This window comes from Candidatus Accumulibacter similis (assembly GCA_013347225.1).
Classification (GTDB): domain Bacteria; phylum Pseudomonadota; class Gammaproteobacteria; order Burkholderiales; family Rhodocyclaceae; genus Accumulibacter; species Accumulibacter similis.
Window position 1 is genome coordinate 1,591,072 of record CP054595.1, and the last position, 12,582, is coordinate 1,603,653.

Consider the following 12,582-nt stretch of genomic DNA (forward strand, 5'->3'; position numbering starts at 1 on the left):
TGCAGCATCCACCAGCCGGCAGAACGCGGTTTCTGCCGGCGTTCGCCGGTAACCGCGCGGCGGCTGCCGGACATGGGTGGCTCCGGCCATGGCTGAGCGCGCGCCACAGACTGCCGCCGACGACCGGATGCCGCCGCTGCCGGGCGCGCCGCGAGGGATCGAGCGCCTGCTCGCCATGGGCGCGGTGGCGGGTGGCCTGGCGCACGAGTTCAACAATCTGCTGCTCGTGATGCAGGGCTTTGCCGGGCTGGCGAGGGCGCTCCTGCAGGCCGGTGGTGACAACGAACGCGTTCTCTCGTACCTCGACGAAGTCGGCATCGCCGGCCAGCGGGCACAGGTGCTCGTGCAGCAGTTATCGACCCTGGTGTGCGCGCGCGCGCCGCGGCTCGAAGCGGATGCCTTTGCCGCCGTCTGCGGCGAAGTGGTCGCAGCGTGCGCCGCAACCTTTGCCGAGCAGGTGACGCTGTCGGTCGACATCGAGGATCAGTTGCCGGCGCTCAGCGTCGACCGTTCGCACCTGCACCGCCTGTGGTTCAATCTGGTTCGCAATGCCTGCGAGGCGATGAATGGAGCGGGTGCGGTGCTTCTTGCGGCGCGCCGATCGGGTTGCGTCGAGGGGAAGACCTGTGCCTCGTGTCGGCAGGTCTTCGCAGGCGACTTTGTTCGCCTGGCGGTCAGCGACCGCGGGCACGGCATCGCGGCGGCGCTTCGCGAACGGGTTTTTGAACCCTTCTTCAGCGGCGGCCGTCAGCGTTCGGGACTCGGCCTGACTGCCGTGCATTCGCTGGTGCATCTGTATGGTGGCCACCTGCAGATCATTGACCGGCCGGGTGGCGGGACGGAGATGGTCGTCTTCCTGCCGCTGCCGGCGGCAGGAGTTGCCGGCATGGGCGACGGCCGCGGAACTGACGGTGGCGGTGCGTCAGGGAGCGAGCGATGAGCGCAACCAGCGCGTCACGGCGTCGAGCAGCGCGTCCATCGCGAACGGTTTGCCGATGAAATCATTGATTCCTGCGCGCCGGCACTGGTCGACGACGTCGCCCAGAACGTTGCCGCTCAGTGCGATGATCGGAACGGTTGCATACGACGGCAGCAGGCGAATCTGGCGAGCGGCTTCGAGGCCGTCGATCTGCGGCAGTTGCAGGTCCATCAGGATGAGCGCATAGCGGCTGGCGGCGGCGAGGGCGACCGCTTCTTCGCCGCTGCGTGCAAAATCGGCCGGCAAGTCCACGCTCTCAAGCATGGCCCGGATCAGGTCGCTGTTTGCCCGTTGATCGTCCACGATCAGTACGCGGCTGGCGCTGCGTCGGCGGTCGGCAGTCCCGGCAGCCTCTGCCGGCACGACGGCGGGCGTCTCGGGGGATCGGCCGCGCGTCGTTCTCCGCAGCCGCAGGGTGAACCAGAATGTGCTGCCGGCGCCTGCGGCGTTCTCGATGCCGGCTTCGCCGCCCATTCGTTCGGCTATCTGGCGGACGATGGCGAGCCCGAGGCGGGCGCCCGCAGCGGCGTCCGGCAGGGATTTGCCGGCCACATCGCATTCCTGGAAGAACCGTCCGGCCGCCGCGGTGGAAATCTCGATGCCGGCGGTGGCCTCAAAGCGGAGCAGGACACTGCCGGGATCTTCCGTTGCTGCCCGCAAGTGCAGCATGATGCAGCCATGATCGGTCATCCGGATCGCACTCTTGGCGTAGTTGAGCATGGCCTGGCGGATGCGGCCCGGGTCGCCGATCAGCGGTCCCGGCAGCGGCTGCACATCGGCGCGCAGCCGGAGCCCCTTCCTGCGCGCCTGTCCCTGTGTCATTTCGATGACGTTGGCGACGATTCGGGCCAGGTCGAGCGTCGTTTCGTTGAGGATCAGCTTGCCGGACTGGATTTTCGCCAGTTCGAGGACCCCGGTGATCAGGCTCAGCAGGTGTTGCGCCGCCTCGTTCATCTGTTCGAGACGCTGCTTCTGCTTCGCCGGCAGGTCGTCGCGGCGCATCAGTTCGACGAGGCCGACGATGGTCGTCAATGGGGTCCGGATCTCGTGACTCATGCTGGCAAGGAAGGAGCTCTGCGCGGAACCGGCGGCTTCGGCTTCGTCGTGCGCGCCAGGCCGTTGCCGTGGTCGCTCCGCGACGGCCGCTGCGGCGACTTCGCGCTGCGGTTGCCCGTCATCGCCGTATTCCGCGTCGGTGATGTCGCGGATGCTGCCGACGAGCTGCGGCAGGCCATCGAGGGGCGAGCGGACCAGTTGCAGGCGGCTGACGACATGGCGTTCGCGCTGGTCTGCCTGGCGGACGATGCGGTATCGGATCGTGCCGACCTTGCCGCTGGCGATGGCTTTCTGCAACTGCGCACGAAAGGCCGGCAGGTCCTCCGACACGACGGTCGCTTCGAGTTCGGCGAGCGAGGCCGGAGCCACGCTGCAGCCGTGGATGCATTGCCAGCCGCGCGTGCACTGGAGCGTATCGGTCGCGATCTGCCACCGCCAGGCACCGCTTTGCAGCAGTCGCTCGCCCACCTCGAGAAGACTTTCACTGGCCGCCGTCCCGCCGGCGGAGCCGTCCGCTTCACACCACATCCTGATCCCCCTGTTGCGCTTCGGCCAGGGGCGCGTGCCGTCTGACCGCCGCCGCGAACTATAGCGCAATCGTTTCGTCGGGTCCGAGGCAACGCGCCGGCTGCAGCACTGCCGCCGGCACCTGCGGCAGCGGCAGCGAGGAAAAACGGGATCGCAGGCGGCAAATTGGCATACCATGAGCGGCCCCATCAACCACTGCGGAGGAGACAGAAATGCACATCGGCGTACCCAAGGAGATCAAGAACCACGAGTATCGCGTCGGCCTGACGCCTTCATCGGTGCGGGAGATGGTGGCGCATGGTCATCGGGTGACGGTCGAGACCGGTGCCGGACGCGGCATCGGCGCCACCGACGAGGTCTATCAGAAAGCCGGGGCGGTCATCGCCGCGACGGCCGCCGAAATCTTCGCTACCGCCGAGATGATCGTCAAGGTCAAGGAGCCGCAGGCGGGTGAGCGGGCCATGCTGCGCGAGGGACAGATCCTCTACACCTACCTGCACCTGGCGCCCGATCCCGAGCAGTGTGCCGACCTGGTGCAGAGTGGTGCCGTCTGCATTGCCTACGAAACCGTGACGCAGCCGGGTGGCGGTCTGCCGCTGCTGGCGCCGATGTCCGAGGTTGCCGGCCGGCTGTCGGTGCAGGCCGGCGCCTATTGCCTGGAGAAGGCGCATGGCGGGATGGGCGTCCTGCTCGGTGGCGTTGCCGGTGTGCCGTCGGCGCGGATCGTCATTCTCGGCGGCGGCGTCGTCGGCTCGAACGCGGCGCAGATCGCCGTCGGCAGCGGCGCGCAGGTGGTGGTGATCGACCGCAACATCGACGTCCTGCGGCGCATGGACCGGCTCTTGGGTGCGCGCGTGATGACCGTCTTCTCCAACCGCGACAACGTCGAGCAGCACGTGCTGCGCGCCGACCTCGTCATCGGCGGCGTCCTCATCCCGGGTGCCGCCGCGCCGAAGCTGATCAGCCGGCAGATGGTCGAGGCGATGAAACCGGGGTCGGTGATCGTCGACGTGGCGATCGACCAGGGGGGCTGCTGCGAGACGGCCAAGGCGACGACGCATGCGGCGCCGACCTACATGGTCGGCAACGTCGTGCATTATTGTGTCGCCAACATGCCGGGCGGCGTGCCGCGGACCTCGACCTACGCCCTGAACAACGCCACGTTGCCGTTTGCACTGCAGATCGCCGACAACGGTTGGCGGCAGGCGCTGCAGGACGACGAGCATCTGCGCAACGGGCTGAACGTCGCTTTCGGCAAGGTCACCTGCCGGGAAGTCGCAGAAGACCTCGGCTATGCGTACCACGACGCACGTTCGGTTCTGGCAGCCGGCTGAGCAGGAAGGGCGGCAGCGGAATCCTCGCCGCCGCCGCGCCGCCCGCCACGCATCGGCGTGGCGGGCGGCGATACTGCGATCGGCCGGCCGGCCCCTTGGGGGGGCCGGCTTTCGATTCTTTCCGGATCGGGCAGCCGGCCCCTTTGGGGGGCCGGCTTGGGACTTCGTTCTGGGCGGATCCTCAGACGGTCCGGCGCTTGCGCAGGCCGCCGAGGGCGGCCAGGCCGAGACCGATCAGGGCGAGCGACGCCGGTTCCGGCACTGCCTGTTCGTCGGCAAGACCGACGACGCCGACGGTGAAACCGTGCCAGTTCTCCGAGGTGTCGGTGAAGCTGATCGAGGTATGCACACCCGGCAGGCGAATCACGCCGTGTACTTCGCCGCTGCCGAAGAACCCGGTTCCCGCCTGGTTGAGGATCGGCGTCCCGCTGCCCCAGTAGCCGCCGCCGAAGCTCAGGATCTCGATCGGCACGCCGAAGTCAACCGTGTTGCCGTTCCAGCTCACGAGGGCGATCAGCGGATCCTGCACCGCCTGCGAGAAACTGATGGTCTTGGTACCGCCCGCGTTCAGGGCGATGATGTCGGATGCCGGCGGTGCGTTGTCCACAACGGCCGAGGTGTACGGCGTCGCGGGGTTCCAGTAGTTGGTCCCGGCGCCGGTCGTGACGAAACTGTAGGCGCCGCTGTAGCTGACATTGACGGTGCTGGCGCCAACGCTGAGGGTGCCGACCGCTCCCGGCGCAGCCGTCGTCACCGCCGTCCAGTCGGTCCAGAACGCTGGCGCCGCGAAAGCGGCGGCCGAAGTCAACGCCAGCAGCGAGCCGAGAAGAGCATTGATTTTCTTGGTCATTGGAATTCTCCAGTCAGGTTGTCCGATTTGCGAGAGCCAGCCCCGTCTTGCATGCTGCCCGCACAGTCCGGTGTCGGACGCGGCAGGCAGGTTGCCGTCAGCGCTCATTGGCGTGCTGCTCATGTCGGTCATGAAGCATATACCGTGCCAGTATTGCAGCGCCTTGTTATAAAGTGAATTTATTTCTTGTCGGGGTCTCGACTGTAAAGAAAACCGACGCTTGGCAGCCCGCTGGCGATGCGTCCAGCCTTCGCCGGATGATGCCTCGCTGCATCTCAGCTGGCAGCGCCTCAAGCTTCAATGCGCGCAGCTTCTCCTGGTCTTCGAGCAGCCGCAGTCCTTCGCGGACGACTTCGCCGGCATTGTTGTGGCGTCGAGGGATCGCGGACCAGCAACACAGGGCAAGGTGTCGCCAAGTCACGACTGCCTGCGCGGCCCCGCAGGGCGCGCAACCGGCAGCAACACTTGCCGCGGTGGCGTGGGATCTCCTATCCTTCGAGCCAGTGACGTTCCATCCGACCCTCTGCGGCGTGAAGCGGCTGGACGGCGATGGCGACGGCGCATCCAGCGCGTCGCCGCAGCGGCCCCAACGAGTTCACCATGCTCCCTCCGCCTCCACCCGTCGTTCTGATCCTTGGCACGGACGCCGCCGGCAAGGATTACGTCGCTGAGTTCCTGATCCGCCGCTGGCGAGCGTCCGGCCATCGCGTCGCGAAGCGCGCCGGCGGGTTCGCTGCGCCGGCCGCCGACGCCCGCTCCAGCAGCGAACGCAAGGGAAGCGGGGGTCGGTTTCAGGAGCGCGCGTTCCTCGGCCTGTTCCCGCTGCTGCGCCCGCTGCTGCCCGCAGTGGCCGGCTGGCTCCTGGCCCGCGACCGGCGCCGCTTCCGGCCGTCGGCGCTTCCCCTGGTGGTGGTCAGCCATACCGCGCTGCGGCTGTTGGCGCTGTTTCTGGGCCAGCACGGCGACGGGTGGATCGCTCTCCTCGCCCGTCACCCGGAGCTGGCACGTGCCCTGCGTGCGGTGGGGCCGCCCGGAACGATGGTCGCGGTGCTCGATGTCTCTCCAGAGACTCGCCGCCAGCGGATTGTCGCCCGCATTCAATCGGGCACCGTCGATCCCCTCGACGACTACATGCTTGCCGACCCGGAACGCGCCGAGCGCATCGAGCGATGCCTGGTCGAGCTGGCGACCCACTACCTGAACGCGACCGTCATCAGGAACGACGACCTGGATGACGCCGCACTCGAACGCGAACTCGCTCGCGTGCTCGGCGCGGTACCGTTCCTCCCCCACTTGAAGCACGAGTGACGGCAATCGCCGACGAAGCCTCGCTCGACAAATGTTCGGCGCGCTGCAATCAGAATGCCTTGCCCGCGTCTGGCGAAAGCCAGAGGTCGTGGGCGCATCGCTGCCGAACACGGGCGTCGATCGATGAATCGGGCGCCACGCGGCCTGGTGAGTGTGCGGGCCGCAACGCCAGCAAACGTCGGGGGCGACTCGAAGCGGGTGCGGCACGGGCCGGGTTACCGGTCGATGCGGAAACGCTTGCGGACGACGCGTCGGATCTCCTATCCTTCGCCACAAGGAGGAGTCTATGCCTGCACTGGGCTGGATCGCTGCGGGTACTCGACCACATCACGTGCGCCCCGACGGGGCAGGCCGAGCGCAGGAGCCATAGAGGATGCCCACACCGACAGCCGCTCCGGTCCACCCGCCCCCTGCGGCGGCGCTGACGATTTTCCTGAGTTCGACCATCGGCGACTACGAAGACTATCGTCGCGCAGTGCAGGACGTGCTGCTCAGGAAGGCCGAATGCGCGTGCTTCCTGAGCGAGGACTGGATAGGCGGATACGACGCGACGCTCGAGAAGTGCCGGCAGCGGGTGTGTCAATCGGCAGGCTTCATTCTGCTGCTGGGCCACTGGTACGGATCGATCCCGCCTGGCAGGGAGCAGTCGATCACGCATCTCGAGTTCGAATGGGCGCGGGATCGGTGGCAGGGCGACCCATTTCCGAAGATGGCGGTGCTCAGGCCGAAACCCGGCACGCAGGTGGACGACAGGCTGAAGGAGGAAGCGCTGAGGATTCTCGCTACGAGGGAACGGGAGGAACGCGATCGGCATGCCGCACGCCTTCTGAAGTTTCACGCCGAGGTCGATGACAGGCAGACGGAATGGCGAACGATCCGGACCTTCGCAGACATCCATGACCTCAGGGAACACACTCTGGTCATCGGCAGGGACTGGCGCGGCCACACGCCGATGGCCGCGGCCCAGGGTCTGGTCGATGCGGAGAAGGGCGCGGCCGAGCCCCGGCTGCGCGACGACCAGCTCGGAAGGCTCGGGCGTGAGCCGCAGCACGCAGCGCTCAGGAAGGTATTGAGCGGCCTAGCCGCGCATCCGGACGTGCCGGCCGTGGCGGTCCTGGTGAATGGCGACAGGGACGCCGGGCAGCGAGCCTTCGTGACTTACGTGCAGGGCAGCCTGTTGAAGAATCATCGGCCGAAGCGAAAGATCGGCCGGCTGCCACCCGGCAGCAGCACCCTGCCGGCGCTGGTGGCGTGGGTTGCCGGTACGCTGGGGCTGGCGGGCGCCACGGGCGTGGCTACGCCCGAAGCACTGGCGGACGGCGTCGTCGAGGAACTGAAGCATCAGCCGCTGCACTTCGCCATCGACCGCGTCGCTGCGGACTACCCGGGAGGGGTCGCCGCGTTTCAGCGCGACCTCTGGCAACCCTTCTGGACCCGGTTGAAGCTGTTGCGAAGCCAGCGGCAGGTCGCCAACCGGCTGGTGGCGATCGTCACGGACCACTCGGGCGCCGCCGGCGACTGGCACGGCAGCGTGGTCGATGCGCAGGGCACGAAGTCGGCGGACGATTTTTCCCGGCTGATTGCGCTGCCCCGGCTCGGCCCTGTCGACGAGACCGATCTCTACGACTGGTTCGACGCCCTCGAAGTGCCGGACGACCCGCCAGGACGCCGGCAGGAACTGATGCGCCGCGCACTGCGCGACGAGGAAAGCGGAGAACTTGATGGCACGCCGCTGCACGTCTTCGAACGTCTGCAGGGCGAGCGGCTGTGGTCCGAAGGAGACGATGCATGAACGAACCCCGCTATACAGGCAAGGCGACCGACTTCTATCTGGCATCCGACTCGATCGCCGAGATCGTCAACCTCGCGATCGACCTCAGGCGGCCGATCCTGGTGGAAGGCGAGCCCGGCTGCGGCAAAACGATGCTGGCCTACTCGATCGCCGCGGAGAAGAAACTCGGCGCGGTGGTCAAGATCCCGGTCAAGAGCACCTCGCGTGCCCAGGACCTGCTCTACCGGATGAATGCGCTGCGCCGGCTGCAGGATGCGCAGAACCCGCAGAACACGCGGGCGCAGCACGTCCATCCCTATCTGAGCCTGGGCCCGTTGGGCGCGGCGATCAACGGCAGGAAGCGCTGCGTGGTGCTGATCGACGAGGTCGACAAGGCCGACATCGACTTTCCGAACGACCTGCTCGACGTGCTCGACCGCTTCACCTTCCAGATTGACGATCTGCCGGAGGAAGAGGAGCAGCAATGCCTGCGGGAACGAGGCTTCGGCAGGACGATCGAGGGCAACAGCGACGCGCCGCCGATCGTGGTCATCACCAGCAACCGCGAGAAGCGGCTGCCGGAGCCGTTCCTGCGCCGGTGCCTTTATGTGCGGGTGAAGTTTCCGGAGTCGGCCGATGAATTGCTTGACATCGTGCGCATGAACACCGGGCTGGCGCCCGAAGAACTGGGCGATGCCGTTCTGGTCGCGGCGGTGGAAGCTTTCCTGCGCGTGCGGCGCCTGGCGGTGGGCAATACGCAGAAGCCACCGAGCACCAGCGAGCTGATCGACTGGGTGCAGATCCTGCACTGGAGCGGCGAGACGCCGGAGTCGATCAACCAGGACGCCAACCGCCCGCCGCACTGGGGCGTGCTGTTCAAGACGATGGCCGACCTCGACGGCTACGAATCGCTCTCGCGCCCGCAAGCCAGGCCGGCTTGACGGCGCTCGCCGACCATGCGCCCGCCTCTGGAAGGACTCTTCCTGCATCTGGTCCGTAGCGGTTTCCCGTTGTCGGTGCGCGACTACGAGGATGCTCTGGCGGCGTTGCGGCTCGGGCACGGCACGCTGACACGCGAGCGACTGCATCGGCTGTGCGAGACGCTCTGGGCGCACAGCGACGAGGAGCGGATCCACCTGGCGAGGCTGTTCCGCGATCTGCCCCGGCCGACGCCCGAGGCGATCCGCGCCATGACGCACATGCGCCAACCCGAGGAGTCCGGGCCGCCAGCCGCCGCCGGGACTGAGCGGGCGAAGCCGGCGGGCGAGACCCGGCAGGAGCCGGCGCCGGCGCCCGTGGTGGAGTTCGCCGCCGCTGCCGAGGCAGGCGGGATCGGCTTGCCGCAGGCGGCGATTCCGCCCGGGCTGTTGCAGCCGCACGTCCTGACGCCCCGACCGGCGGTCGGCCTGCGACAGATGATCGTCACCTGGCGCCGGTTTCGCCTGGCGCGTCGCAGCGGACCGAAGGTGCAGCTCGACATCGCTGCGACGATCGCCGAGAAATGCCGCTGCGGCACGCTGACCGAGCCGGTGCTGGTGGCGGAGCGAAGCAACCTGGCCCGGCTGCTGGTGCTCTTCGACGCAAGCCCGAGCATGGCGCCATGGCGTGGGACGGGCGCGGTCGTCGCCGATTCGCTCGGCCGCTCGCAACTCGGGCATGCGGCAATCCACTATTTCGACAACGATCCCGCGGAAGGACTGTTCGAATCGGCCAGGCTGATGCGGCCACAGTCGCTGCGGGACGTGGCGCGACAGCATCCGGCCTGCGCCTTGCTCGTGATCGGCGACGCGGGTGCCGCCCGCGGCCGCAGCGATCGCGAACGAATCCGCTCGACACGAACATTCGCCGAGCTTGCACGGGACGCCGGATGGTGGCCGATCGCCTGGCTGAACCCGATGCCGCGGCCGCGCTGGGCCGGCAGTTCGGCCGCGCGCATCGCCGCCATTCCCGGCATCGCCATGTTCGAGTTCACCGAGGACGGACTGATCCTGGCGGTCGATCACCTCCGCGGCAAGGGGAGGCACTGAGCGATGGTCGAACGTGCCGCCGATCCGGGACCGCTGCGCGCATACGAACTGGTCATGGCGTTTGCCGCCCGGCGCGGCGAGGCGGCGCTGCGCCTGGCGATGCACGCGGCGCTGCCGCAGGTGCTGCGCGCCGAGCTGCTGCATCTGATCCGGCTCAACTTCCTGCCGGAAAGCGCCCATGATCTGGCGGTCGAGGCCGACGTCCTCTTTGCGCCGTTCTGCGAGGACATCGGCAACGGCTACTACTGCTTCGCCGGCAATGCGCGCCTGCAACTCCTGCAGGGCCTGGATCCGGCCTACCGCGAGGAATCGATCGCGCGCTCGGTGCAGGTCGCGCGCTTCATGCTGGATTACCTCGAGCACGAGCGGCGCAACGTCCGTGCCGTCGGTGACCGCCTGCATTCCGACTGGATCGACGTCGAGCGCTGGAGTGCGCTCGCGTTCGCCGAGCCAGCGCTCGCCGCCGGCCAACTGGCCGCCGCGCTGGCGCACGCGACGGCGAGCGACGACGTCGCCGCGCGTGTCCGCGTCGGCGGTCTGGCGTCGGCGCTGGCGGCGCCGCTGGTGCGCTTCGGTGAGCTGCTCACCTATGCCGAAGGTGTCGAAGCCTTGCAGGCGGGCGATCATGACCAGGCCATCCGCCTGTTCGGCGCCATTCCCGATCGCGAGTTGGAGGTGGCGGGAATCCGGCTCAAGTCGCCGCGCCGCGTGCTTGCCGAGAGCATCGAAAGGGAAGCGCCCGCGTTTTCGCCAGCCGAATCGCACGAAACGGCGGAGCCCCCGGCCGCAGCGGAGGAGGCGCCAGTCGAGCCGGCGGTGCCTAACCCGCCGGAACGTGGCGGCATCTTCATCGTCCATCGGCGCGACGACGCCGCCAGCCAAGCCATGCGGTTGCGCGAATCGTTGCGGGCGCGATTCGGCGATCGGGTTTTCGCCGACGTCGCGGACATCGAGGCGGGTGCGGATCTGCTCGCGACGATTCGCTCGGCGATCCGCGAGTCGGCTGCCGTGGTCGCCCTGATCGGCCCACGCTGGCTCGATTCGCGCCAATCGGATCGGCGCCGCCGTATCGACTCAGGCGGCGATTTCGTACGCATTCAGCTCGCAGAAGCCCTGCAGAGTGGCATCCAGGTGGTTCCGGTGCTCGTCGGTGGGGCCGCGCTGCCGCGGGCCGACGAGCTTCCCGGCGATCTGGCGCGACTGGCGGACGTGCACGCACTCGAGCTGCACGATGCCGATTGGGAGGCCGACTGTACGCGGCTTGCTGACGTGCTCGAGAGGTTTGGCCCCGAAGTTGAGCGCATCGCCTCTGGCGCGCAGGTCGAAGAACGCAAGGGGCTGCGGCCGTTGCGGGTCTATCTGTCCGCGACCATTGCAGACCTCGCGCGCGAGCGGGAAGCGGTCGTCGCTTCGTTGCAACGGCTGGGACATCAGGTGGTCGGTGCGGAAGCGTATGTGGCTGCAGACCAGCGGCCGTTGGCACAGGCGTACGGCGACATAGCCGCCTGCGACGTGCTCGTCTGCATCGTCGCCTGGGCCTACGGCTTCATTCCGGAGTCGTCCGCCGGGAATCCCGAGCAGCGATCGATCGTCGAACTCGAGTACCAGCAGGCTCTTGCACTGGGCAAACCGGTTCTCGTCTTCATGCTCCGCGAGGACGTGTCGTGGAACCCCAAGGTCATGGACGCGATGACCGGGGCGGGCGAGAAGGGCAGCCGGATTGCCGCCTTCCGCAAGGAACTGTTGGGAAGCCACATGGTGCGTGTTTTCCACACGGCTGACGAGCTTGGTGCGCTGGTGCTGGAGGCGGTCAGCGTCCTGGACGAGCGCCGGAGAGACAGCGATCAGCAGCGCGTCGCCAGCGAGGCGCTGCTCGAGTCCGAGCGACTGCTCGCGGAGATCGCACGGCCGGAAACGGATGATGCTCGGCGCGCCGAGATCGGCGACCGGCTCGATCGAATCGGTGATTCGCGAGCGGGCGTCGGCATCCGGTCGGACGGGACCCCCGAATTCGACTGGCGCGAGATTCCGCCTGGATCCGTTCAGCTTGGGGGATTCAGAGGCACCACGTTCGCGGTCGAGCGCTTCTTCATCGCCGCCTACCCGGTGACCTGGCGGCAATACCGGGCTTTCGTCGACGATCCGCACGGCTATCGGGACGAGCGCTGGTGGCAGGACCTGCGGCACGAGAAAGCACCCGGCGAGCAGGGTCGGCGGACCGACAACCGCCCGGCGGTGAATGTCTCGTGGTACGATGCCATCGCCTACTGCCGCTGGGCGAGCGTGCGCCTGGGTTACGAGCTGCGCCTTCCGAACGAGTGGGAATGGCAACAGGCCGCCACCGGAGGCGATCCGACGCGGACCTACCCTTGGGGACGGGACTGGGAGGAGGGACGTGCCAACACCGTCGAGAGCGGGTTGCGTCGCGCGACCGCGGTGGGCGTGTATCCTGCCGGGGCGACGCCACAAGGCGTTCTCGACATGGCGGGCAACGTGTGGGAGTGGTGCCTGAACCCGTACGACTCACCGAACGATACCGCGCCACGCGGCTCGTCCCGGCGCGTGGCGCGCGGCGGCTCCTGGAACTACCACCGCGACTTCGCGCGCTGCGCCTTCCGCCTCGTCAACGTCCCGGGCGTCCGCGACGACAGCCTGGGGTTGCGGTTGGTGTGTGTCTCCCCCATCCTGAAGCGCTGACCACTGGATCTCTGATCTCTGTCAACTCTGTT

10 protein-coding genes are annotated in these 12,582 nt (G+C 67.9%); 7 read left to right on the forward strand and 3 right to left on the reverse strand.

Annotated elements, in window-relative coordinates:
• Positions 1–88: 88 nt before the first annotated feature.
• On the forward strand, positions 89–940 hold the full coding sequence (locus HT579_07385) for a hypothetical protein (protein QKS28757.1): 852 nt from the start codon (positions 89–91) through the stop codon (positions 938–940).
• On the opposite strand, the gene HT579_07390 is transcribed toward HT579_07385, so the two are convergent.
• On the reverse strand, positions 923–2,563 hold the full coding sequence (locus tag HT579_07390; GenBank protein QKS28758.1) for a response regulator: 1,641 nt from the start codon (positions 2,561–2,563) through the stop codon (positions 923–925). The genes HT579_07385 and HT579_07390 overlap by 18 nt on opposite strands.
• Before the next feature lie 212 nt (positions 2,564–2,775).
• Here HT579_07390 and ald point away from each other — a divergent pair, with 212 nt between their 5' ends.
• A complete protein-coding gene (gene ald, locus HT579_07395; protein ID QKS28759.1) occupies positions 2,776–3,897 on the forward strand; it encodes an alanine dehydrogenase in 1,122 nt (373 codons plus the stop codon).
• A 181-nt stretch (positions 3,898–4,078) separates the two neighbouring features.
• On the opposite strand, the gene HT579_07400 is transcribed toward ald, so the two are convergent.
• Together HT579_07400 and HT579_07405 are read right to left on the reverse strand one after the other, a co-directional pair.
• Positions 4,079–4,747: a PEP-CTERM sorting domain-containing protein gene (locus tag HT579_07400; protein QKS28760.1), complete on the reverse strand. Its 669-nt coding sequence runs from the start codon at positions 4,745–4,747 to the stop codon at positions 4,079–4,081.
• 166 nt (positions 4,748–4,913) lie between these two features.
• Positions 4,914–5,168: a type II toxin-antitoxin system ParD family antitoxin gene (locus HT579_07405; GenBank protein ID QKS28761.1), complete on the reverse strand. Its 255-nt coding sequence runs from the start codon at positions 5,166–5,168 to the stop codon at positions 4,914–4,916.
• 179 nt (positions 5,169–5,347) lie between these two features.
• Here HT579_07405 and HT579_07410 point away from each other — a divergent pair, with 179 nt between their 5' ends.
• The 5 genes from HT579_07410 to HT579_07430 all read left to right on the forward strand — a co-directional run bounded on the left by HT579_07410 (position 5,348) and on the right by HT579_07430 (position 12,550).
• Positions 5,348–6,055: a hypothetical protein gene (locus tag HT579_07410; protein ID QKS28762.1), complete on the forward strand. Its 708-nt coding sequence runs from the start codon at positions 5,348–5,350 to the stop codon at positions 6,053–6,055.
• 373 nt (positions 6,056–6,428) lie between these two features.
• Positions 6,429–7,847 carry a DUF4062 domain-containing protein gene (locus HT579_07415; protein QKS28763.1) on the forward strand — a complete coding sequence of 473 codons (1,419 nt, stop codon included), beginning with the start codon at positions 6,429–6,431 and terminating at the stop codon, positions 7,845–7,847.
• On the forward strand, positions 7,844–8,767 hold the full coding sequence (locus HT579_07420) for a MoxR family ATPase (protein ID QKS28764.1): 924 nt from the start codon (positions 7,844–7,846) through the stop codon (positions 8,765–8,767). The genes HT579_07415 and HT579_07420 overlap by 4 nt, the downstream gene beginning before the upstream one ends.
• Before the next feature lie 15 nt (positions 8,768–8,782).
• Positions 8,783–9,853, forward strand: coding sequence for a hypothetical protein (locus HT579_07425; GenBank protein ID QKS28765.1), 1,071 nt, complete (start codon positions 8,783–8,785; stop codon positions 9,851–9,853).
• Between the two features lie 3 nt (positions 9,854–9,856).
• Entirely contained in the window at positions 9,857–12,550 is a 2,694-nt protein-coding gene (locus HT579_07430; protein QKS28766.1) for an SUMF1/EgtB/PvdO family nonheme iron enzyme, read from the forward strand.
• The last annotated feature ends 32 nt before the right edge of the window (positions 12,551–12,582 follow it).

What these genes read in the sequence shown, in the direction of transcription:
- HT579_07385 (QKS28757.1), top strand. Translation starts at nt 89, where the DNA reads ATGGCTGAGCGCGCGCCACAGACTGCCGCCGACGACCGGATGCCGCCG.
- HT579_07390 (QKS28758.1), bottom strand. Translation starts at nt 2,563, where the DNA reads ATGTGGTGTGAAGCGGACGGCTCCGCCGGCGGGACGGCGGCCAGTGAA.
- ald (QKS28759.1), top strand. Translation starts at nt 2,776, where the DNA reads ATGCACATCGGCGTACCCAAGGAGATCAAGAACCACGAGTATCGCGTC.
- HT579_07400 (QKS28760.1), bottom strand. Translation starts at nt 4,747, where the DNA reads ATGACCAAGAAAATCAATGCTCTTCTCGGCTCGCTGCTGGCGTTGACT.
- HT579_07410 (QKS28762.1), top strand. Translation starts at nt 5,348, where the DNA reads ATGCTCCCTCCGCCTCCACCCGTCGTTCTGATCCTTGGCACGGACGCC.
- HT579_07415 (QKS28763.1), top strand. Translation starts at nt 6,429, where the DNA reads ATGCCCACACCGACAGCCGCTCCGGTCCACCCGCCCCCTGCGGCGGCG.
- HT579_07420 (QKS28764.1), top strand. Translation starts at nt 7,844, where the DNA reads ATGAACGAACCCCGCTATACAGGCAAGGCGACCGACTTCTATCTGGCA.
- HT579_07425 (QKS28765.1), top strand. Translation starts at nt 8,783, where the DNA reads ATGCGCCCGCCTCTGGAAGGACTCTTCCTGCATCTGGTCCGTAGCGGT.
- HT579_07430 (QKS28766.1), top strand. Translation starts at nt 9,857, where the DNA reads ATGGTCGAACGTGCCGCCGATCCGGGACCGCTGCGCGCATACGAACTG.